Consider the following 22,312-nt stretch of genomic DNA (forward strand, 5'->3'; position numbering starts at 1 on the left):
GGGAGGGGCGTGAATATCAAAGCGTGTTTGCATGAGGCGCTGGGGCACCCCATGCAACACGTAATTGGGACATAGCCTTTTCTTTTGTGCGCAATTCGGAGCCGGTGTGTGGCCCGGACAGGCGGATCAGGCCGGGAGGGCGGGCAGAGGCAGCAGCGAACAGAGACGGGTAGAAGAGGCGGCTAGAAGAAACGGAGAGCGGAGATGACCACTGTGATTGTGTCGCCACCGGCGTTTGTGCTGTAGTAACGCTCAGTTGCCCACCCCCCCAGCCGAGGTCCTCTGTGTCTGCATCTCTGTTCAAACCGGTTTGTCTGCTGATGCTCACCCTGCTGCTGGCGGGCTGCGCCACCCCTTACCTGAGTGAAAAGTCGTTCTGGAATGGCCAGACCGGTTTCTCCCAGACCCGGCTTGGCCCGGACAAGTGGCAGCTGGAGTTTGTCGGCAACGATCTGGTGGACAGGGAGACCGCCCGCAAATATGTGCTCAAGCGGGCAGGGGAGCTGGCGCTCGCAGAAGGCTATAGCTGGCTCGGCGTCGATGAGCTGACCATTACCCGTGATGCCGTCAGGGTGACCCCATCGCGGCCGATCTTCGGGTTTGACGAGGATGAACCGGATCTCTTTATGGCCCAGATGCAGGTGCAGCACCGCATCTCGGCGCTGCTCACTTTTCGCCTGTTGCCACGGGCAATGGATGAGCGAACCCTCAACGCGAAATATCTCGCCACAATTAAAACAAACAGCGATTAATATTGGTGGTTTGCAAGATCCATATCACATACACCTAATGGCAGCATAAAATTCTGGAACAACCCTCTAGATTTACCCCCTGCTTTTAGGCATTCTCCCAGCATACCAGCCGCTAGGAATCAACGGCTCGGATCACAAAAACGGACTGTAGTGGCTCCCATGCCACCGTTAACGGCTTGCACCAATCAAAACCGGGACTCCCCCATGAAAATGAATAAACTGACGGTCGCCATCCTCATCTCCATGATGTTTGGCATCCTCACCGGCCAGGGCTATCGCATGTTTGCCGCAGATCAGGCTGCGGATTTCGCCAATAACATCACTATCCTGACCGATATCTTCCTGCGACTGATCAAGATGATCATCGCACCGCTGGTCTTCACCACTCTGGTGGTCGGCATCGCCAAGATGGGCGACACCCGCACTGTCGGCCGCATCGGCGCCAAAACCCTCGGCTGGTTCATGCTGGCCTCCCTGATGTCCCTGAGCCTGGGTCTGGTGATGGTGACCCTGATGCAGCCGGGCGTGGGTCTTTCACTCTCCCTGCCCAATGACACCGCCAGTTCCGGTATTGCTGCCGGTGCCATTACCCTGAAAGATTTTGTGACCCACGCCATCCCCAAAAGCGTGGTCGAGGCGATGGCCACCAACGAGATCCTGCAGATCGTGGTGTTCTCCCTCTTCTTCGGTCTGGCTGCCGCCGCGCTCGGCGATCTGGCCAAGCCGGTGGTGGTGCTGATGGCCAGCGCTGCCGAGATCATGCTGAAAGTGACCGGTTACGTGATGAACTTTGCGCCGTTCGCGGTATTTGGTGCCATCGCTGCCATGGTTGCCAAAGAGGGGCTGGGTATTCTGGTCACCTACGGCAGCTTTATGGCCCAGTTCTACATCGCGCTGGCCTGCCTCTGGCTGCTGCTGATCGCCATGGGTAGCGTCTTCCTGCGTGGTCGCGTCATCAAACTGCTGGCGCTTATCCGCGAACCTATCCTGCTGGCCTTCTCTACCGCCAGCTCTGAAGCCGCCTATCCCAAGACCCTGGATCGTCTGGAGAAGTTCGGTTGTGACAAGCGCATCGCCAGTTTCGTGCTGCCGATGGGTTACTCCTTCAACCTCGATGGCTCCATGATGTACTGCACCTTCGCGGTGATGTTCATCGCCCAGGCTTATGGCATCGAGCTCTCCATGGCCCAGCAGATCACTATGCTGCTGTTGCTGATGGTCACCTCCAAGGGGATGGCCGGGGTGCCGCGCGCCTCTCTGGTGGTGATTGCCGCCACCCTGAACCAGTTCCATATTCCGGAAGCGGGCATCCTGCTGCTGCTGGGTATCGACCACTTCCTCGACATGGGCCGCTCTGCCACCAACGTGCTGGGTAACGCCATCGCCGCCAGCGTGGTTGCCAAGACTGAAGACAGTCTGGGCGAAACCGATGAACTGGGCGAGCGTGAACCCGCCAAGGCGTAACAACGGTTTAAGCCGCCCGCAGGGTTGGCAGGTTGAACGAAAAATCCCCGTCATGACCATGACGGGGATTTTTTTATATGGCGGGTGTCAGAAGCCGGAGCCCGGTTGCTGCAAAAACTCCACCTCTTCCGGCGTGCTGGTGCGACCCAGTATGTCGTTGCGATGTGGGAAGCGGCCAAAGCGCTCGATGATTACCTGATGGCGGCGGGCAAAGTCGGCAAATCCGGCGAAGGTCGCTTGCGCCGGTGTGCCGGCCTGCTCCGCTGCCAGTGTTTCGAACAGCGCCACGCTTCTGGCCTGCTGTTCGCGGGATTCGGCGTGCTCCAGCGGTAGATAGAAGAAGACCCGCGCCAGTGGCGAGAGGGATTTATCAGCCCCGATGGACAATCCTTTCAGGCAGAGATCCCGTGCCAGCGGATCCCGGGCAAAGGCCGCAGGCGTGCCGCGATGGATATTGCGCGGCAGCTGGTCGAGCAGCAGGATCAGCGCCAGCCGACCGCTGGTGGCATCGGCCCAGTGGGCGAGGCTGCCTTCGGCCGCGGCCTGTGCCGGCTCGCCGAAGCGGCTGGCCAGCAGGGTATCCGTTTCGCTGCTTTTTCCCCACCAGAGGGGGGCTTGCCGGGTGGCCCGGAGGGCGTCATCGGCCTCGTCGCCAAACCAAAGATCGAGCAGAGGTTGCCAGGGTTGCATGGGAACTCCTTGAGGTGATTCAGAGGGAACCAGGAACAAATGGCTCAGGGGTGCTGCCGAAACGGCGGCTTCTCGTTACACTGTGCCATCTTTTGCCCGAAAGACGTAACCCCGGAGCGATGAAGCGGGTCTGCTTATCCTGTCGCTCTCGCTGAGGGGTTTGCATCACTGATATAAGGAATCTCTGATATGGCCGGAACCAGTTGGTTGGCCCTGCTCGACGATATCGCCAGCGTGCTCGATGATGTGGCACTGATGACCAAGGTCGTGGTGAACAAGCGCGAGACATTTTTCGGGAAGACGTTTCTCACTGATATAAGGGATCTTTGATATGGCTGGAACCAGTTTGTTGGCCCTGCTTGATGATATCGCCAGCGTGCTCGATGACGTGGCACTGATGACCAAGATGGCAGCGAAGAAGACCGCCGGGGTGTTGGGGGACGATCTCGCCCTCAACGCGGAGCAGGTCTCCGGTGTGCGCGCCGAGCGGGAGCTGCCGGTGGTATGGGCGGTGGCCAAGGGCTCATTTCGCAACAAGCTGATCCTGGTGCCCGCCGCCATCGCCATCAGTGCGCTGGTGCCCTGGCTGATCACGCCGCTTTTGATGCTGGGGGGCGCTTACCTCTGCTTTGAGGGGGCCGAGAAGCTGGCGCACAAGTTCCTGCCTCATGAGGCGAGCGAGGGTGAGAGTCACGCCACCCCCATTCCCGATGATTTGGCCGCGTTTGAGCAGCAGAAAGTGAAAGGGGCGATCCGCACCGATTTTATTCTCTCTGCCGAGATCATCGTCATCGCCCTTGGCACGGTACAGGGGGCGAGCCTCGCGCTGCAGCTCTCGGTGGTGGCGGGCATTGCCGTGCTGATGACGGTGGGTGTCTACGGGCTGGTGGGGCTGATCGTCAAGCTCGACGATATCGGCCTGCACCTGCTGCAAAAGCCCGATGGCAGTGCCCTGCGCCGCGCAGTGGGGCAGGGGCTGCTGGTGACTGCGCCGCGCCTGATGCACCTGCTGGCACTGGTCGGCACCATCGCCATGTTTATGGTGGGGGGCGGCATTCTGGTGCACGGCTGGCCTTTTGCCCATCACCTGATTGAAGGGGCAGCCGCTGTCGTGGCCACCCTGCCGACCGTGGGGGCCGTACTGGCGGCGGTGACGCCGACCCTGCTTAACGCCGTGGCCGGTGTGGTGGCGGGTCTGCTGCTGGTTGCAGTGATGACGCTGGTGAGCCGTCTTGCCCCGGCCAAGGGATAAGGGAGCTTGCGGGCTATTTTCTCTTTTTTCCTCTCTTCATTTTTTTGCCTGCGGGACGCTCGGTCTCGGGCTTGGTGCCCGCAGGCCTGTTGCGCCTCCCGATGAAGGCCTTTGCGAGAAGCTATGTATCAACAACAGTGGAATAACGACCATATCTACCCGGGCCTCGACAGCCCCGAGCTGGAAGCGGACATGCGCGCCGCCCGCCACGCGCTGGAGGAGCTGGCCAGCTATATGGCGGGTCTGGACGCGGTGCGCGGCGATGACGCCGCGCTGCAGGATTTTTTGCGGGAAGTGCGGCTGCGCGCCCGTGATATTCGCCATATCGGCTGGAACGTCGCCATTCTGGCCGCGTGTCGCGGCAGTCAGGATGCGCGGGATCCGCAGGCCAAACAGCTGGCGTCCCGTGCCCGCGCCCTCAACGCCGATCTGTTCAAGACCCTGGCGCCGGTGGACGATCTGATGCTGGCGCTACCGGAAGAGGAATTCGCCGCGCTGATGAGGGATCCGCTGCTTGGCGAGGAGGCGTACCGCCTGCGCCATGAGCGTCGCTTGCAGGATCAGCGCCTGCCGGTGGCGGCGGAGCAACTGGTGATCGGCCTTGGCACCGATGGCTTGCACGCCTGGGGCAACCTCTATAACGATCTGGTGGGCAAGATCCGGCTAACCCTTGATGGCCGCGAGATGGGGCTGGCCGAGGCGAGCAATCTGCTCTCCAGCCCGGTACGTGCGCTGCGTTTAGAAGCCTTTGATGCCATCAGCGCCGGTTGGGAAGGGGAGCAGGAGACGGTTGCCGCCATCCTCAATGCCCTCAACGGCTGGCGGTTGGAGCTGGCCCGTCAGCGTGGCAAAACCCGTTTGCTCGATGCGCTGGATCTCTCCTGCCATCAGAGTCATATCGAACGCGCCACCCTTGATGCCCTGATGAGCGAAACCTGGCGGGCCCGTGGGCTGGGTCAGCGCGCCCTGGGGCTGATGGCTGCGCGGCTCGGACTCGACGATCTGGGGCCGGAGGATCTGTTTGCGCCGCCTCCGGCCGCCAGCAGCCGCGAGATCCCGTTCGAGGAGGCGATCGAGTTGATTGCCGATGCCTTTAGCCGTTTCGATCCCGAGATGGGGGCGTTTGCCCGCATGATGGCCGAGAAGGGGTGGATTGATGCGGCGCCTACGCCAAATCGCCGCACCGGCGCCTACTGCACCAAGTTTGCCGCGCCGGTGGAGCCGCGGGTCTTCGTCACCTATGCCGGTACCATGGACAATGTCATTACGCTGGCCCATGAGCTGGGCCACGCCTGGCACAACTGGGTCATTCGCGATCTGCCGATGAGCCAGCGCAGCTACCCCATGACGCTGGCGGAGACCGCCTCCATCTTCGCCGAAACCCTGGTGCGCAGCGCCCTGTTCGAGCAGGCGCAAAGCCCGGAAGATCAGCTGGCCATCGCCTGGGCGGAGGCCGATGGCGCCGCTACCTTTCTGGTCAATATCCCGGCTCGCTTCGATTTCGAGCAGGCCTTGGTGGCCGAGCGAGCGCAGGGCTATGTTCCCGCAGAGCGGCTCAAGGCGCTGACCGACGAGGCGTGGGGACGCTGGTATGAGGGGAGCCTGACCCGCTATCACCCCATGTTCTGGGCGGCCAAGGCACACTTCTCCATCGCGGGGCTGGGCTTTTACAACTATCCCTATCTGTTTGGTTATCTGTTCAGCCTCGGGGTCTATCAACAGTTGATGAGCCGCAAGGCGGCGGGGGAAGAGGGTGTTGCCGAGGCATATCGCGCCTTGCTGCGCGATACCGGCCGTATGAGCGCCGAAGATCTGGTGGCGAAACATCTGGGGCAGGATATCCGTGAGGCCGCCTTCTGGCAGGGGAGTCTGGCACAGGTAGCGCAGGCGGTGGAGCGCTTCGAACAGCTGCCAGCCTGATGGGTTGAGTGGCGATGTGAATAACAGGCCCCCGACAGTCTCGCTGTCCGGGGCCTGTTTGTTATGCCTGCTCCTGCTCCGGTTTGATGGGACCAACGAACAGAGGACGGGTCTGGTGACTCAGATCAGGCTGATAGCCGTTGAAGAAGAGGTTGAGTGCCACCGAGCTGATGGTGGCCAGCAGGATGCCGCTATGAAACAGCGGTTGTGCTGCCGCAGGGAAGTGCTGGAAGAAATTCCCTGAAACGGTGGGGATCATGCCGACCCCGAGGCTGATGGCGACGATGTAAAGATTGTGGCGGTTGGTGTTGTAATCGGCGCGCGCCAGAATGCGAATGCCGGTCGCCAGCACCATGCCGAACATCACTATGCCTGCACCGCCCAATACGAAGGGCGGGATGGAGGCGACCAGCACCGACATCTTGGGGATGAGACCAAAGGCGAGCAGGATCCCCCCCGACATCACGCAGACCCAGCGACTCGACACCCCGGTCACGCTCACCAGCCCGATATTCTGGGAAAACGAGGTATGGGGGAAGCTGTTGAAAACCCCGCCGACAATGGTGCCGATGGCATCGACCCGCAGCCCGCGCACGATGTCGCCGCGACTGGCCGGATGGCCAACGATGTCGCCAAGCGCCAGAAACATCCCCATCGACTCGATAAAGGTGATGAGCATGATCACCGTCAGGGTGGCGATGGAGATGGGATCGAAGGTGGGCCAGCCAAACGCGAACGGCACTATGGGAGCAAACCAGGCCGCATTGCCGAGGCCGTCGAGGCTCACTTCACCCATGGCGATGGCCACCACGAAACCGAAGATGATCCCGAGCAGCACCGAGATATTGCTGAAAAAGCCCTTGGTGAAGCGGGTCACCAGCAAGATGAAGGCGAGCACCACAAAACTGGTGCCGATATAGCGCAGACTGCCATATTCCGGATTACCCTTGCCCCCCGCCATCCAGTCGATCCCCACCTGCATGATGCTGATCCCGATAGAGGTGATAACCACCCCGGTCACCACAGTGGGGAAGAGCGGCATCAACCGGCCGATCAGCGGTACCAGCAGGGTCGAGATGATACCGGCGGCGATGGTGGCGCCGAAGATGCCGGTCAGCCCCAGATCCGGATTGCCGCCGATGGCCAGCATCGGCATCACGGCGGCAAAGGTGACCGACATGATGACCGGCAGCCGGATCCCGGCAAAGCGGCCAATCCCGACACATTGCAGCAGGGTGACGATGCCGCAGCAGAAGAGATCCGAACTGATAAGGTAGGAGATTTGATCCTTGGGCAGCCCCAGACTGCCGCCGATCACCAGTGGCACCGCCACGGCGCCGGCATACATCACCAGCACATGTTGCAGGCCGAGGGTAAAGAGCTGGCCCATGGGGAGCATGCGCTCCACTTCATCCACCGGGCGCTTGCGCGTACCCGGACGAGGGGAGGGGGGGTTGGTCTCGTTCATGAACAGATCACTCCTTGAAGCCCGCGCAACCGCTACAGGCAAGATAGTGAAAGCCGTGGCTTTCCCGGTCATTGATCTCGTGTATTGACTGACGTGCCAGATCCCTTTGCAGTGGTGAGAGGGATCCGGTGCAGCACGAGTCAGTGCACAAAACATGCACAACGCCGGTCATGAGCGAAAACGTTTGGCGCTAACGCCTTGTTTTTGTGGGATGAGTCACATCCCGGCCAGATAAGTGGCCAAGGTGGGGCTGCATCGAGCGGGAGCGGGATCTCACATTGGTAATGTTTTTATCATTATCGGGAGGCCACTCTCACTTTGATAGCCAATCGCGGGCCCCCGGGTGCACAACGCCGTCGTGACGGGCCATGATCAGGTCTATGGGCGTGATCCAAAGCAAGAAAGTTGGATGTTTTGGTGGCGCGCGGGGCCGCCGCTGGGGTAGTTTCGATAAAACCGACACAGTTCCTGAGGTCTTATCCATGATCATCTATCTGCATGGCTTTGATGCCACCAGCCCCGGCAATCACGAGAAAGTGCTGCAGTTGCAGTTTATTGATGATGATGTGCGTTTCGTGCACTACAGCACGGTTCACCCCCGTCATGATATGAGCCACCTGCTCAAGGAAGTGAAGAAGCAGCTCGATATGAGTACCGATCCAAAACCGCTGATCTGCGGGGTTGGATTGGGTGCTTACTGGAGCGAGCGGATCGGTTTTCTGTGCGGCATTCGCCAGGTGCTCTTCAACCCCAACCTCCATCCGGAAGAGAACATGCAGGGCAAGATCGACCGGCCGGAGGAATATGACGATATCGGTACCAAGTGTGTAACTGAATTTCGTAAGAAAAATTCAGGAAACTGTCTGTGCATCCTTTCCGTTCAGGATGAAGTGCGCGATAATCGGGACACTGAACGTGAATTGAAGAACTATTACGACATCGTGTGGGATGAGCGCGAGACCCATAAGTTCAAAAATATCTCGCATCATCTGCAGCGGATGAAGGCCTTCAAAGAAGCCTGATCCATCACGTCGACCGATTTCGTTTTAGGGAGCCAATGGCTCCCTTTCGTTTTGAGGAACCGAGGAAAATCATCATGATGAATATTGTCGTTGTAGGCGGCGGCGCCGGTGGCCTGGAGCTGGCCACCAGTCTGGGTCGCAAGCTTGGCAAAAAGAACAAGGCCAAGATCACCCTGGTTGACCGTAACCGCACCCACCTGTGGAAGCCGTTGCTGCACGAAGTGGCCACCGGCTCCATGGATGCGGGCATCGATGCCCTGAGCTACCAGTCCCATGCCAAGAACCACGGTTTCGACTTCCAGCTCGGCACCCTGACCGACATCCAGCGCGACGAGAAGCGCATCGTGCTGGCCCCGATCCACGACGACAATGGCGACATCGTGGTCAACGAGCGCGCCGTGCCTTACGACGTCCTGGTGATGGCTATCGGTTCTGTCTCCAACGACTTCAACACCAAGGGGATCAAGGATCACTGCATCTTCCTCGATAGCCCCTCCCAGGCGCACCGCTTCCACAACAGCATGATGAACCGCTTCCTGCAGTTCGCCACCGAATATAAGCCGGGTGACAAGGTGAAGATTGCCATCGTCGGCGGCGGCGCCACCGGCGTGGAGCTCTCTGCCGAGCTCTACAACGCGGTGGAGCAGCTCTACGCCTACGGCTTCAAGAACCTCACCACCGATAGCCTGAAGGTGACCCTGGTGGAAGCGGGCCCACGCATCCTGCCGGCCCTGCCGGAGCGCATCAGCGGCGCCGCCCATCAGGAGCTGGTCAAGCTCGGTGTAGACGTGCGTACCGCCACCATGATCACCGAAGCGACCAGCGATGGTCTGCACACCAAAGATGGCGAGCTGATTGAAGCTGACCTGATGGTGTGGGCTGCCGGTATCAAGGCGCCGGACTTCATGAAGGACATCGCCGGTCTCGAGACCAACCGCATCAACCAGCTGGTGGTGAAAGAGACCCTGCAGACCACCCGTGACGAGAACATCTTCGTTATCGGTGACTGCGCCGCCTGCCCGCAGCCGGATGGCAAGTTTGTGCCGCCGCGCGCCCAGTCTGCCCACCAGATGGCCAGCCAGGCGTTCAAGAACATTCTGGCCAAGATGAACGGTGGCGAGATGAAGCCCTACCTCTACCATGACCACGGTTCGCTGGTGTCCCTCAGCCGCTTCTCCACCGTGGGCAGCCTGATGGGCAACCTGATGCGCGGCTCCATGATGGTCGAGGGCTACATCGCCCGTCTGGTCTACATCTCGCTCTACCGGATGCACCAGATCGCTCTGCATGGCTACATCAAGACTGGCCTCATCATGCTGGTGGGTCGCATCAACCGGGTACTGCGCCCGACCCTGAAGCTGCACTAAGCCAGTAAGTGGCACAGTTCGGAAGATCAAAAGGAGAGGCGATGGCCTCTCCTTTTTTATGGGCGCAGATCAGGGAAGAGAGAGTTACTGGCCCAGATAGGTGCGGTCGAAGAAGGTATTGACCCAGTGTGGACGGTAGATCGCCAGTACCGTCATCGCCATGCCGTTGAGCAGCGCTTCGGGGAACAGCAGCAGCGGCCAGATGGAGAGGTAATCTGCCGTGATGGTGTGCCAGGGGTAGCTGTCGCTCAGCCCCATCAGCAACGCGCTGGCCACCACCTTGACCGAGATGGCGAGGGCGCCGCCGAGAAACGCGGCCACAAAGATATAGACAAAAAGGTGGCGCGGCAGCCAGGCCCAGCTGGCCAGAAACAGCAGCCAGCTGGTGGTCACCGGCAGGGCGATGCCAACCAGCGCCTGCCAGCCAAAATCGGCCAGATTGGTGACGCCGAAGTAACCGAGCACCAGCAGGGTCAGGCAGGGGGCGAGCAGTGCCAGCCGCCAGCCCAGCAGCAGGGTGAGGGAGGTGAGCCCGAGAAAATGGACCTCCAGCCCCTCATGCAGACCGGCCCTTAGATACCAGAGCGGTACCAGCGCGATGGCACTGCCCAGCAGCAGGTGCTGATAGAGGGGGTTATCATGGAGGGTGTGCCACAGGGAGCGGCGCAGGCTAAAGGCCAGCAGTACCAGCCAGATCAGGAGGGCGGCGAGTTGTCCTTCACTCATCTTTTCGTCCATTCATGCAGTAGCGTCCGGGCGGCCTTCCCGACCGCCCCATAGCAGAGCAGGCTGACGAGTCAGCCTGCTTTTACCATCAATATTTGACGTTGTCGTGGTACTTGCCGAGGATACCCTTGACCCGTTCCATGGTCTCCTTGCTGGGGGGCTTGATCCCGCTCAGCTCGTATGGGTCGCCCAGCACATCCCACTTGTGTTTGCCCAGTTCGTGGTAGGGGAGCAGCTCCACCTTCTCCACGCTCTCGCCCAGCTCGGCGATGAACTGGCCCAGCCCTTCGGCGCTCTCGTCGTCGTCGCTCCAGGTCGGCACCACCACGTAGCGGATCCACATGGTCTTGCCTTTGGCCGCCAGATAGCGGGCAAACTCCAGGGTGTATCTGTTGCTGACGTGGGTCAGCGGAATGTGTTTCTCGTCATTGATCTGTTTGATGTCGAGCAGCACCAGATCGGTCTGTTCGAGCAGCTTGTCCACCTGTTCGTCGAGATGACGGACGAAGCCGTTGGTGTCGAGACAGGTGTGGATCCCTTTCTCTTTGCAAGCGGTAAACAGTTCGGTAATGAAAGCCGGTTGCAGCATGGCTTCACCGCCAGACGCTGTCACGCCACCGCCGGAGGCATTCATGAAGTGGCGATAGCTGGTGATGTCACTCATCAACTCCGGTACGGTCACTTCGCGGCCACCTTCGGTATCCCAGGTATCGCGGTTATGGCAGTACTTGCAGCGCATCAGGCAGCCTTGCATGAATACGATAAAGCGTATCCCCGGACCATCGACAGTGCCGCAGGTTTCGACGGAATGGATCCGGCCAATGGTGCCGTGAGATCCGGCTGGCTGGCTGATTTCAACGGCAGGGATCCGATTAATGACAGACATAAACAACTCCAACGATTCGAGCAGGCCGTGATTTTATTACATAAACCCCTATTGATCCTACACCTTTAGTCCTGTGCCCGGCTGCCAAGCAACTGCTCCAGCGCCTTGACAGTGAGCGGCCGACTGGTGAGAAACCCTTGATAATGCTGGCATCCCAACGCTTTGAGGATGGAAAGTTGCGCCTCCTCTTCCACCCCTTCGGCGGTGACGGTAAAGCGGAAGACCTGGGCCAGATCGAGAATCGCCTTGACGATGGCTCTGTCCTGTTCGCTGTGCACCAGGGTCTGAATGAAGCTTCTGTCCAGTTTCACCTCATCGGCGGGCAGATCCCGCAGATAGGCGAGCGACGAGTAGCCGGTGCCGAAGTCGTCGATGGAGATGAGGATACCGAGCTCCTTGAGCTGGCGCATTCTGGCGATGCTCTCGCGCCGATTCTCCAGCACTACCGATTCGGTCACCTCCAGCAGCAGGCGGGAGGGGGGCACGCCGGTGTCGCGCAGAATGTACTCCACCTGTTGTACGAAGCCCTGGGTGTGGAACTGGCGGGCGCTGACGTTGACCGACAGGTGGGGGATCTGCAGGCCGCGGTTGAGCCAGAAGCTGTATTGGGCGCAGGCGGTCTTCATCACCCAGTAGCCGATCTCGAGGATCAGGCTGGTCTCTTCGGCGATGGGGATGAACTCCCCGGGTGGCACCATAGTGCCGTCGCTGCGCTGCCAGCGTAGCAGCGCCTCGATGCCCGACAGCGAGCCATTGTCGACCCGGTATTGCGGTTGATAATGCAGTTGCAGCTCGTGATGACGCAGGGCATCGCGCAGCTCATTGGTGAGGGTCAGCCGGTTCTTCTCGTGCCGGGCCATCGCCTCGGTAAAGAAGACGTAGTGGCCCTGACCGGCCCGCTTGGCCATGTGGGTCGCGGTGTCGGCCTGTTGCATCAGGACCAGATGATCGGTCTCGTTGCCGGAGAAGAGGCTGATCCCCACCGAGGCGCTGCAGTGCAGCTTGTGATCACCGATGTCGAACGGGGTGCGAAACAGCCCCATCAGCTCGCGGGCGAAGTGCTCCGCCAGAATTTTGGCGGTGACTTCCCCTTGCCCCAGCTGGGTAAAGAGCAGGGCAAACTCATCCCCCGAGATGCGCGCCTGCACCAGATTATCCTGGGGCAGCTCCCTGAAACGCTGCACCACAGCTTGCAGCAGCTGATCGCCGCAGGCGTGACCGAGGGAGTCGTTGATCGACTTGAAGTTGTCGAGATCCACCAGTAGCAGGGCGCCCCACTGGCCATTGGAGGCGCTCAGGGTCTGCTGCAAAATCTGGTTGAGACTGCGCCGGTTGTGCAGGCCGCAGAGATCGTCGTAGTAGGCGAGCTGCTCGATGTGTTTGGCGGCCTCTTTTTCCTGGGTGATGTCGTAGAAGCTGCAGATAAAGTGGCTGAGCTCCCCCCGCTCATCCTTGACCCCGTTCACCATCAAGCGCACCGGAAAGAGGTGGCCATCCTTGTGCAGGCAGCGCTCTTCCCCGAGCCAGAACTCCTGCTCGTTGACGGTGCGGCTGACATCCTCCTTGAGATGATCCCCGTAGTAGGTGGGGCGCAGCTTGCGAATGGAGTGACCGATCACCTCTACCTCGCCAAACCCGGTGATCCGGCTGAAGGAGTGGTTGACCTTGAGGATGATGCCGCTGTGATCCATCACGATCAGCCCATCGTGGGTATTGAAGGCCACTTCGGCCAGCCGCAGGGCGTCGTCGGCGGCGAGGCGCTTGAGCTCGATGGCCGCTCGCTCGTGCTGGCTGCTCAACAGATCCAGCAGGGGCTCTGGCTCTTCAAGGGGGGTATCGAGCAGCAGGGTGATCTGACCAATGGGGGCGCTGCTCTGACCATGGAGCGGAATGCCAATGTAGGTGCTGGCATTGAGGGCCAGCAGCCGGGTCGCCTTGGGATAGCGCGCGGGCAGATCTTCCACATAGATGGCCTGACCATGCTGGAACAGCTCCTGAGCGGGGCCGGGGTCGAGCTGGATGGGCTTGAGGGTGGAGCAGATCTCCTCGTTGATGACGCAGCGGGGGATGATCCAGAGATCCTGACCGCGAGGCTGGAACTCGCCGATCCAGCCCACCCGGGCACCGCTGGCGCTCATGGCCCAGCTCACCAGCGTCTTGCAGTAGTCGATGCCGGTCTGCTGGTGCAGCTCGGGCGGGAGGGCCAGCTCGGCACGGTGCTCTTCCGGTTGTGGCTGCCAGTGGCCGAGCAGTTGGGCGCTGCTGCGCACCAGTTGCAACATCTCTTCGCTGAGCGGGGTAGGATCGAGATACTCCAGACTCAGCACCCCGAACAGCTTGTCCTGCTCCAGCAGGGCGCCATCGAGGCGCGAGCGCACACCGGCACTGCTCAGATAGAGGTGGTTGCTCAGCATCGGCTGGTGGGCCGCCTCCGAGAAGCTCAAGGATTTGCGGGTGCGCAGGGCACGGATATAGCGGCTGTCACCGCGAATGGGGTAGAGCGCCTCGACCCCCAGGGTGAACACCGGGGTGAGCTGCTCGCTGCCGAGATCGCCGTTGGCCTGATAGTGCCAGAGGATGAGCCGATCGGCCCCCAAGCTCTCTTTAAGGGCCTCAAGCAGGGGCGCATACTGTTGCTGGCTCGCCATCTGGCTGAAACGTGGCAGTTGCAATGCCAGATCGGCGATGGGCTCCTGGCGAAGGGCCTGCAGACAGATGAGCCAGAAGCCATCCTGCTCGTGGGCGAGGGCGATATGCCACAACTGGCTGGCAAAGCGCACGGTGATCTTGCCGCCATGACCGTTGGCCAGCAGTTGCTCGATGGGCAGGCGCAGGGCATCGGGCAGCTGGGCAGGCCAGGGGGCGCGCGGCTCGTCGAGCCAGTAGAGCGGGGTTTGCATCACGTCGGTCAGGGCGACCAGCCGTTGACTGCGCAGATCCAGACGGAAAAAGAGCGGCGTCTGGAGGGCAGGAGGAAGATGACTGAGTGCGGTAGACGACATGAACAAACAACATCCTGTTAAGCAACCGTCGGGGTTGCAAGAATACTGCAAAATGGTGTGAAACAAAATTTCATTGAATTCTAAATTAGAAAAGTCTAATTTATTGCCCATTATCATGTTTGAGGAGTCTTGCAGATGAAACGGATCCTGATTATCGGTGGTGTCGCGGGGGGCGCATCGGCGGCGGCTCGCGCTCGTCGTTTGAGTGAAGAGGCAGAGATCGTGATGTTCGAGCGGGGCGAGTTTGTCAGCTTCGCCAACTGCGGTTTGCCCTACCACATCGGGGGCGATATCCCCAATCGGGATGCCTTGCTGCTGCAGACTCCCCAGAGTTTCAAGCGCCGTTTTAACGTCGATGTGCGAGTCTTCCACGATGTGATCGAGATCGACAAGGCGGGCAAGACCTTGCTGGTGCGCAACCTGCAAACCGGTGAAGAGCAGCGCGAGCATTACGATGTGCTGCTGCTGAGCCCGGGGGCGGCACCGATCCGTCCTCCCTTCCCCGGTATCGATAGCCCCCATGTCTATACCCTGCGCAACATCCCGGACATGGATCGCATTCTGGCGGCTCTGCACCACGATCAGCCACGCCACGTCACCGTGGTGGGTGGCGGCTTTATCGGGCTGGAGATGATGGAGGCGCTGCACCAGCGCAAGCTGGATGTCACCCTGCTGGAGCTGGCCGATCAGGTGATGGCGCCGGTGGACAAGGAGATGGCCAACATGCTCCATGCCCGCATCCGGGAAGAGGGGATCGACCTGCGCCTGCGCACCGGCCTCACCGCCATCGAGAGTCTGGATCTGCCTGCCGAGAAGACTTCCGCTGTGCCGACCGCCAACAGCGGTGGCCTGCGCCTGACCCTCAATGACGGCTCTCACCTCGACACCGGCCTGCTGATCCTCGCCATCGGCGTCAAACCGGAAACCCTGCTCGCCGCCAAGGCGGGGCTGGAGCTGGGCCCGCGTGGCGGCATTAAGGTAGATGCCGGGATGCGTACCTCGGATCCCTTCATCTATGCGGTGGGGGATGCGGTGGAAGAGATTGACTTCGTCACCGGTGAAGCTGTGCTGATCCCGCTGGCGGGTCCCGCCAACCGGCAGGGTCGCATCGCCGCCGACAACATGCTGGGCCGCAGCGAAACCTACAAGAAGACGCAAGGGACAGCCATCTGCAAGCTGTTCGATCTGGCGGTGGCCAGCACCGGCCTCAACGAGAAGCGACTGGTGCAGTTGGGGCTGCCCTTCGAGAAGGTCTATGTCCACCCGGGCAGCCATGCCGGTTACTACCCCGGCGCGCATCCGGTCAGCCTCAAGCTGCTGTTTGCCCCCGATGGCAAGATTTACGGCGCCCAGGCCATCGGCAAGGATGGCATCGACAAGCGCATCGACGTGCTGGCGGTGGCCCAGCGTGCCGGTCTCACCGTGTTTGATCTGCAGGATCTGGAGCTCACCTATGCGCCGCCGTTCGGGTCGGCCAAGGATGTGATCAACATGGCGGGCTTTGTGGCAAGCAACCACCTGAAAGGGGACACCCTGCTCTGCCACGTGGCCGAGGTGCAGGCACGCAACCCTCACCAGCTGGTGGTGGATGTGCGCAATGGCCCCGAGCTCGACAAGCTGGGCCGGATTCCGGGAGCGTTGCATATCCCCCTCGACGAGTTGCGTGGGCGCCTCCATGAGCTGCCCAAAGACAAAGAGCTGCTTATCAGCTGTCAGGTCGGGCTGCGCGGCCATGTCGCCTGCCGCCTGCTGAGCCAGCACGGCTTTAAAGTGAAGAATCTCTCCGGCGGCTTCAAAACCTGGCAGATGGCCACCGCCGAGTAACCGTTATATTTCTGTGCCTGTTTGCCCCTCTCCCTTGTGCGTGCAAGATGAGGGGCTTTTTGCCTCTGCTGTTCGCCCTTCTTGCATTCCCCCTCGTTGCTGCAATATTTCGACACACTTTTTTTCCTGCACCGGACAAAATTAACGTTTTGTTCAGGGGATGGGTGCTATAACCCCTGCCTCGTTCATGATGAACCGTGTAGTAGGGAGAGTGACATGCTGGATATGCTGATGGCCATTTGGCATCAGGATTTTGACGCCCTGGTTCAGATGCAGGCAGTGCCCCTGCTGATCAGTTGCCTGATGCTGGTGTTGCTGCTGGAGTCCGCATTCGTCTTCATGCCCCTGCCGGGTGACAGTCTGGTGCTGCTGGCTGGCGGGCTGGTGGGCATGGGGGTATTTGGCCCCGAGGTGACTCTCTGCTATCTGCCGCTGGCGGCGGGGCTGGGATCCGTGCTGGCGTATTGGCAGGGGCGGGCCCTGCAGCGCACCCGCTTTATGGAGCATATCGAGCGGATGCTGCCCCCCGACAGCCTGCCCAAGGCGACCCGCTTGCTGAAAAAGTACGGTTTTCTGGCGATGTTCTCCTCCCGCTTTATCCCGTTCGTGCGGGTCTTGACCCCCATGCTGATGGGGATTGGCCGCCTGAGCGTAGTGCGCATGTGCGTGGCCAGCTTTGCCAGTGCCTTTATGTGGGCGCTCACGGTGAGCTTGCTGGGCAAGCTGGCGATGAATACCCCCTTCTTCCTTCATCACAGCGAACTGTTGACCCGGGCGCTGCTCATCACCTCGCTGGTGCTGTTTCTGGCGGCCGTCATGGCCATCCTGTTTCGCTGGTTCAAAGGCGGGGCAAAAAACGAGACTACCCACGACTAGGTGACAACCCTTGCCGCACTAAATCAGTGGGCAAGGGGGTTCTCGCGCTTCTGGGGCGCTGAATTGTGCCCATTCGGTAATGAGCTTTGTGTCGGGTGAGCAGGATGCTTTATCCTGTTTGCTGCCTCGCTGCTGTTGCAGCGGATCCCAGCCAGGATGGAATCTATGCGCCTTTTTCACGCTCGCCCGGTTTCCCGTCGCTCTGTCCAAGGAGCACCCCCTCTGAATCGTCGTCGCTGGTCAGCCCTGTTGCTCTCCTGTTTGGCCGGTTTGCTGCTGGCTGGTTGCGGCCCCGACAAGCCTGTGGCCAATGGGCCGACCACACAACCTGCCGCCCAGCAGGAGGCCGGGGCGCCGAGTTCAGTTGTGCAAGCCAATGCCCGCCAATATCGCGATGCCCCAGCGCTGGCGTTGGTCTTCTCCGGCCCCTTGGTGCCCAAGGCAAACTGGCAGAGCTGGCTCTCTGTCAGTGAGGGAGGCAAGCAGGTGCAGGGGGAGTGGATCCTCGCCGAAGATGGTCGCACCCTCTATTTCCCGAACGTCCAGCCCGATAAAAGCTACGAGGTGAGCCTCAAGGCGGGGCTGGGCCCTGGGCCCCAGAGCTGGACCCTCAAGACCCGGCCGCTGGAGGCGGGGGCCTCCTTTACCGCCAGCGGCATGGTATTGCCGCTGCGTCAGGAACTTCGCCTGCCGATCAGCGCGGTCAATGTGGACGAGGTCAATATCGACTTCTTTCGGGTCGATGCCGAATATCTGCCCCGTTTTCTGGCCGAGTATCGCCCCGGTGCCGGCATGGGCAACTGGGAGCTTGAGCAGATCACCCAGCGGGCCAAGCGGGTGTTCAGCGGCCGCTACGCGCTGGAGCTCGATGCCAACCGGCGCGAGACCCGCCTTATCAATGTGAAGGAGCCGCAGCTGGCCGAGGCTGGCGTCTACTTTGCGGTGATGTCGCCTCTTGGCAACTACGACTGGCGCAAGGAGACCACCTATTTCGCGGTGAGCGATATGGGGCTCAGTGCCCGCCGTTACAGCGATCAGCTGGAGGTGTTCGTGAGCTCCCTGGCCAGCGCCGACCCCCTCAAGGAGGTGCAGCTCTCCCTGCTCGATGAGAAGGGTAATCGGCTGCAGGTGCAAACTACCGATCTGCAGGGTCATCGTCGTTTCGATCAGGTGCAGGGGGCCCGCCTGCTGCTGGCCGAGCAGGGCACCCATCTGGCGGTGCTGCGCCTCGATGGCGCGGCGCTCGATCTCTCCACCTTCGATCTCGGCACCCAGCCCTGGCAGGCTCAGCAGCTTTATCTCTTCAGCGGGCGCGACCTCTATCGCCCCGGCGAGCGCCTCGACAGCGAGATCCTGCTCAAGGGTCAAGATGGCCAGCTGCTGCCGGGCATGGCGGTGGAACTGGAGGTGAAGCAGCCGGACGGCCAGCTGCTCGAACAAAAGCTCCTGCTGCCGGACAATCTTGGTGCCGCTCACTACGGCCTGCGTCTGCCGGATGATGCGCCGCTCGGGCGCTGGACCATCAACCTCAAGACCGCCGCCGGCAGCCGCTTCGAGTGGCCTTTTCTGGTGGAAGAATTTCTGCCGGAGCGGCTGAAACTGCAGCTCGGCAAGGGGCCGGATGGGGAAGTCACGAGTCTGGACGCCGCCCTGACTCTGCCGCTGCAGGGGGACTATCTCTACGGTGCGCCAGCGAGCGCCACCAAGGCCAAGGCGGAGGTGAAGATCAGCCGCGCCACCATGCCTTTTACCCAGTGGCAGGAGTTCACTCTGGGTGACGTGCTGCTCGCCGAGCAGGCCAGGGATCTTGAACCGCTCAATCTCACCCTCGATGCACAGGGGCGGGGGGCTTTTTCGCTTACTGATGAACTCGATGGGGTGCGCACCCTCGGGCCGCTGGAGGTGGCCTATCGGGTGTCGCTCTCCGAGCCCGGTGGCCGCGCCGTCAATCGCAGCCGCACCCAGTATGGTTGGCCCGCGGACAGCCAGTGGCCGGCACTCAAGGCCGATTTCGTGGCGGATCGGGTAGAAGGGGGCAAACCGCTCCCCTTCCAGATCCTCAACCTCGATGAGCAAGGCCAACCGGTGGCAGGGTCGGTGAAGGTGCGCCTCATCAACGAGTACCGCGACTACTACTGGCACTACGCCGATGGCGAGGGGTGGAAGTACGAGTTCAACAGCCAGCCTTATCTGGAGCAGGAGCAGACCCTGCAGCTGGATGGCAAGGGGCCGACCCCGCTCACGCTGCAACTGGCGGCGGGCTGGTATCGGTTGGAGGTGGAGAACAGTCAGGGCCATCAATCGAGCCTGCGGGTTGAGATCGGCAGTTACGCCTGGGGCGGCGGTGGCGAGCAGGCGCGGCCTGACAAGATTGCCATCACCCTCGACAAGCGCGCCTATCAGGCGGGCGACACTGCCACAGTGACGCTGGTGGCCCCGCGCCCCGGCAAGGGGTTGCTGATGGTGGAAGATGGCGATGGCCTGCGCTGGTGGCAGCGCATCGAGCTCAAAGGCACCGGCAGCGACGCCAAAGATGCCCGTGGCGAGTTCGAGATCCCGGTCAGTCCCGAGTGGCAGCGTCACGATCTGCATATCTCGGCCCAGATCGCCGCGCCAGACAGCGCCTCCAAACCGGCTGGCAAGCAGCAGGGGCAGAGCCTGCGCTCGGTCGGTCTGGTGCCGCTCACCCTGGACCGGGAAGCGCGCCGTCTGCCGCTTACCCTGAGCGCGCCGGACAAAGCCGTGCCGCTCACCCGACTGGAGGTGACCGCCACCTCCACCCCCAACAGTCAGGGCCGCGTGGTGCTGGCAGCGGTGGATCGGGGTGTGCTCAACATCAGCGACTACCAGCCCCTCGATCCGTTCGAGATCTTCTTTGGCCGCAAGCGCTTCGCCCAAGATTTGTTCGACAACTACGGGCAAGTGATCCCGCCGCAGGATGGCAAGCTGGCCCGCCTCAACTACGGGGGCGATCGGGCGCCGCTGAAAAAGGGCGGCGCGCTGGAGAGCCGGGTCGAGATAGCCGCACTGTGGAGCGGCGAGGTGAGTTTTGACCAGCAGGGCAAGGCGGTGATCCCGCTCGATCTGCCCAACTTCAACGGCGAGTTGGCGCTGATGGCGCTGGCCTGGAACGAACAGCAAGTCGGTGAGGCCGAGCGAGCTGTGAAGGTGGTAGCGCCGCTGGTGGCCGAAATTGGCTGGCCGCGCTTTGGCGCCAGAGGGGATGAGACCCGGGCGCTGGTGCAACTGCGCAACATGAGTGGCGAGGATCAGACCCTATCCCTTGCCTGGACCCTCAACGGCGGGCTGAAAGCAAACGGTGAGCTGCCCCGCACCCTTTCCCTTAAAAATGGCGAGGAGCAGTGGCTGACCCTGCCGCTCACCGTGACCGGGGCGAGCGGCGTGGCGAGCCTGCAGTTGGCGGCCAGCGGCAAGGGTTTTGCGATAAGTCGCGACTGGACTCTGCCGCTGCGCTCCCCCTGGCCTGCCGAGACGCGTCAGCGCTACCAGATGCTGGCCCCCAGCCAGCAGATGAGCTTTGCGCCAGCTGAGCTGGCCGGGCTGGATCGCGCCAACCTGCAGGGGCTGCTCAGCCTCTCCGGCACCCCGCCCTGGGATCCGGCAGCCCAGTGGCAGGCGCTGGCCGACTACCCCTACGCCTGTCTGGAGCAGACCTTGTCCCGTGCCTGGCCTTACTTGCTGACCACGGCCGATGAGCGGGCCGCCTGGAGCAAACCCGTAGAGGGCAACAAACCGGCGAGCGAGGCGGATGTGCAGCGCGCACTGCTGCAGCGGCTGCAGCGGTTGCAATTGCCAAGCGGCGGCTTTGGCCTCTGGGATGGTCGCTCTGACGAGGAGCAGTGGCTCACCGCCTATGCCGCCGATTACCTGCTGGCGCGCAAGGAGGCAGGCGATGCAGTGCCGGAGGCAATGCTCAATCAGGCGCTGAACCGGCTGCAAAGCTATCTCACCGACAGCCAGTACGGCGAGCGCTGGAGCAGTGCCCCCGAGCACAGCCGTCTTGCCTATCAGGCTTACAGCGCCTATGTACTGGCCCGGGTGGGCAAGGCGCCGCTCGCTACCCTGCGCCTTATCTGGGAGCAGCAGGCGGATCACGCCCGCTCCGGTTTGCCGCTCTTGCACCTCTCGCTGGCGCTCTCGGCCATGGGGGATGAGCAGAACGCCGCCAAGGCCCTCAGCCGGGCATTGGCGACCGAGCGCGGGGACGACTATCTGGGGGATTACGGCTCGCCGCTACGCGATCAGGCCCTTGAGCTCTCCTTGCTGCGCCAGCACAAGCTGGCTGCGGAGCGCTGGCCGGCCCTCAGTGCCAAGGTGGCCGATACTCTGGCTCACCGTCAGTGGCTCAGCACCCAGGAGCGGCTCGCCCTGCTGCGACTCGCCCGCGTCGATCCGGCCGTCGACTGGCAGGCCAGGGTGACCTCCTCTCTTGGCAGTGGATCCCTGAGCGGTTCGGTTCCGCTGCAGCAGGGTGCCCCCGAGGCACTGGCGGCGAGCACCGTCACCAACGAGGGCAAGGGATCCCTCTATGTGCAGCGTACCCTGGTCGGTTACCCCGAGCAGGCGCCGGCACGGGTCAGCAAGGGAATGAGCGTGACCCGCAGCTGGTTCAACAGCGACGGTCAGCGTTTTGACCCGACCAAGGTGAAGGTGGGCGATCTGGTGGTGGTGCGGCTCAATGTCAGCAGTGAATCGGCGGTGCCCGATGCCCTGCTGGTAGAGATGGTGCCAGCCGGCTTCGAGCTGGAGAATCCGGCCCTTGGCAACAGCATCAAGCTCGAAGAGCTCTCCATTGAGGGGAAAGCTGCGTGGCAGAGCGAGTGGAACGACTACCTCAAGCATCAGGAGTTTCGCGACGACCGCTACACGGCGGCGCTGGATCTGAGCGAGGGGAGCAACCAGCAGCTGGTCTACCTGATGCGGGCGGTGACGCCGGGTCGCTATCAGGTGCCGCCGACCCAGGTGGAGGATATGTACCGTCCCGAGCTGCGGGCTGTGGGTGAGGATATCCATGAGGTAACGATTTCTGAGTAGCTGGCGCT

15 protein-coding genes are annotated in these 22,312 nt (G+C 61.6%); 10 read left to right on the forward strand and 5 right to left on the reverse strand.

The features are described from left to right. Positions 1–320: 320 nt before the first annotated feature. Together BSP75_RS06270 and BSP75_RS06275 are read left to right on the forward strand one after the other, a co-directional pair. Entirely contained in the window at positions 321–752 is a 432-nt protein-coding gene (locus BSP75_RS06270; protein WP_075112599.1) for a hypothetical protein, read from the forward strand. A 204-nt stretch (positions 753–956) separates the two neighbouring features. After that, positions 957–2,216, forward strand: a complete 1,260-nt coding sequence (locus BSP75_RS06275; RefSeq protein ID WP_042657367.1) for a dicarboxylate/amino acid:cation symporter — start codon at positions 957–959, stop codon at positions 2,214–2,216. An 87-nt stretch (positions 2,217–2,303) separates the two neighbouring features. On the opposite strand, the gene BSP75_RS06280 is transcribed toward BSP75_RS06275, so the two are convergent. After that, on the reverse strand, positions 2,304–2,906 hold the full coding sequence (locus BSP75_RS06280; protein WP_075112600.1) for a DUF924 family protein: 603 nt from the start codon (positions 2,904–2,906) through the stop codon (positions 2,304–2,306). A gap of 189 nt (positions 2,907–3,095) precedes the next feature. Between BSP75_RS06280 and BSP75_RS21790 the strand changes: the two genes are divergently transcribed. The 3 genes from BSP75_RS21790 (at position 3,096) to BSP75_RS06290 (ending at position 6,078) form a co-directional block, all read left to right on the forward strand. After that, positions 3,096–3,236 carry a hypothetical protein gene (locus BSP75_RS21790; RefSeq protein WP_171971583.1) on the forward strand — a complete coding sequence of 47 codons (141 nt, stop codon included), beginning with the start codon at positions 3,096–3,098 and terminating at the stop codon, positions 3,234–3,236. Position 3,237: 1 nt separating this feature from the next. Next, entirely contained in the window at positions 3,238–4,158 is a 921-nt protein-coding gene (locus BSP75_RS06285; protein WP_075112601.1) for a DUF808 domain-containing protein, read from the forward strand. Positions 4,159–4,281: 123 nt separating this feature from the next. Continuing rightward, entirely contained in the window at positions 4,282–6,078 is a 1,797-nt protein-coding gene (locus BSP75_RS06290) for a M3 family oligoendopeptidase (protein WP_075112602.1), read from the forward strand. 61 nt (positions 6,079–6,139) lie between these two features. Here the strand turns inward: BSP75_RS06290 and BSP75_RS06295 are convergent, their stop codons facing one another. Then, positions 6,140–7,546: a nucleobase:cation symporter-2 family protein gene (locus BSP75_RS06295; protein ID WP_042657363.1), complete on the reverse strand. Its 1,407-nt coding sequence runs from the start codon at positions 7,544–7,546 to the stop codon at positions 6,140–6,142. 482 nt (positions 7,547–8,028) lie between these two features. Here BSP75_RS06295 and ycfP point away from each other — a divergent pair, with 482 nt between their 5' ends. Both ycfP and BSP75_RS06305 read left to right on the forward strand, forming a co-directional pair. Further along, positions 8,029–8,568 carry an alpha/beta hydrolase YcfP gene (ycfP, locus tag BSP75_RS06300; RefSeq protein WP_042061892.1) on the forward strand — a complete coding sequence of 180 codons (540 nt, stop codon included), beginning with the start codon at positions 8,029–8,031 and terminating at the stop codon, positions 8,566–8,568. 74 nt (positions 8,569–8,642) lie between these two features. Continuing rightward, positions 8,643–9,935, forward strand: a complete 1,293-nt coding sequence (locus BSP75_RS06305; RefSeq protein ID WP_075112603.1) for an NAD(P)/FAD-dependent oxidoreductase — start codon at positions 8,643–8,645, stop codon at positions 9,933–9,935. A gap of 84 nt (positions 9,936–10,019) precedes the next feature. Here the strand turns inward: BSP75_RS06305 and BSP75_RS06310 are convergent, their stop codons facing one another. From BSP75_RS06310 to BSP75_RS06320, 3 genes are all read right to left on the reverse strand, one after another. Next, complete coding sequence (locus BSP75_RS06310; protein WP_075112682.1) at positions 10,020–10,661, reverse strand: energy-coupling factor ABC transporter permease; 642 nt, start codon at positions 10,659–10,661, stop codon at positions 10,020–10,022. An 88-nt stretch (positions 10,662–10,749) separates the two neighbouring features. After that, positions 10,750–11,547, reverse strand: a complete 798-nt coding sequence (pflA, locus tag BSP75_RS06315; RefSeq protein WP_082034841.1) for a pyruvate formate lyase 1-activating protein — start codon at positions 11,545–11,547, stop codon at positions 10,750–10,752. A 65-nt stretch (positions 11,548–11,612) separates the two neighbouring features. Further along, positions 11,613–14,549: an EAL domain-containing protein gene (locus BSP75_RS06320; RefSeq protein WP_075112604.1), complete on the reverse strand. Its 2,937-nt coding sequence runs from the start codon at positions 14,547–14,549 to the stop codon at positions 11,613–11,615. Positions 14,550–14,684: 135 nt separating this feature from the next. Here BSP75_RS06320 and BSP75_RS06325 point away from each other — a divergent pair, with 135 nt between their 5' ends. The 3 genes from BSP75_RS06325 (at position 14,685) to BSP75_RS06335 (ending at position 22,304) form a co-directional block, all read left to right on the forward strand. Further along, positions 14,685–16,373 (forward strand): FAD-dependent oxidoreductase, encoded by a 1,689-nt coding sequence (locus BSP75_RS06325; RefSeq protein ID WP_075112605.1) that lies wholly within the window; start codon positions 14,685–14,687, stop codon positions 16,371–16,373. Positions 16,374–16,589: 216 nt separating this feature from the next. Next, positions 16,590–17,249, forward strand: coding sequence for a DedA family protein (locus BSP75_RS06330; RefSeq protein ID WP_075112606.1), 660 nt, complete (start codon positions 16,590–16,592; stop codon positions 17,247–17,249). 165 nt (positions 17,250–17,414) lie between these two features. Next, positions 17,415–22,304, forward strand: coding sequence for an alpha-2-macroglobulin (locus BSP75_RS06335; RefSeq protein ID WP_075112607.1), 4,890 nt, complete (start codon positions 17,415–17,417; stop codon positions 22,302–22,304). Positions 22,305–22,312 lie beyond the last annotated feature (8 nt).

This window comes from Aeromonas sp. YN13HZO-058, assembly GCF_001921245.1.
GTDB classification, from domain to species: Bacteria; Pseudomonadota; Gammaproteobacteria; order Enterobacterales; family Aeromonadaceae; genus Aeromonas; species Aeromonas allosaccharophila.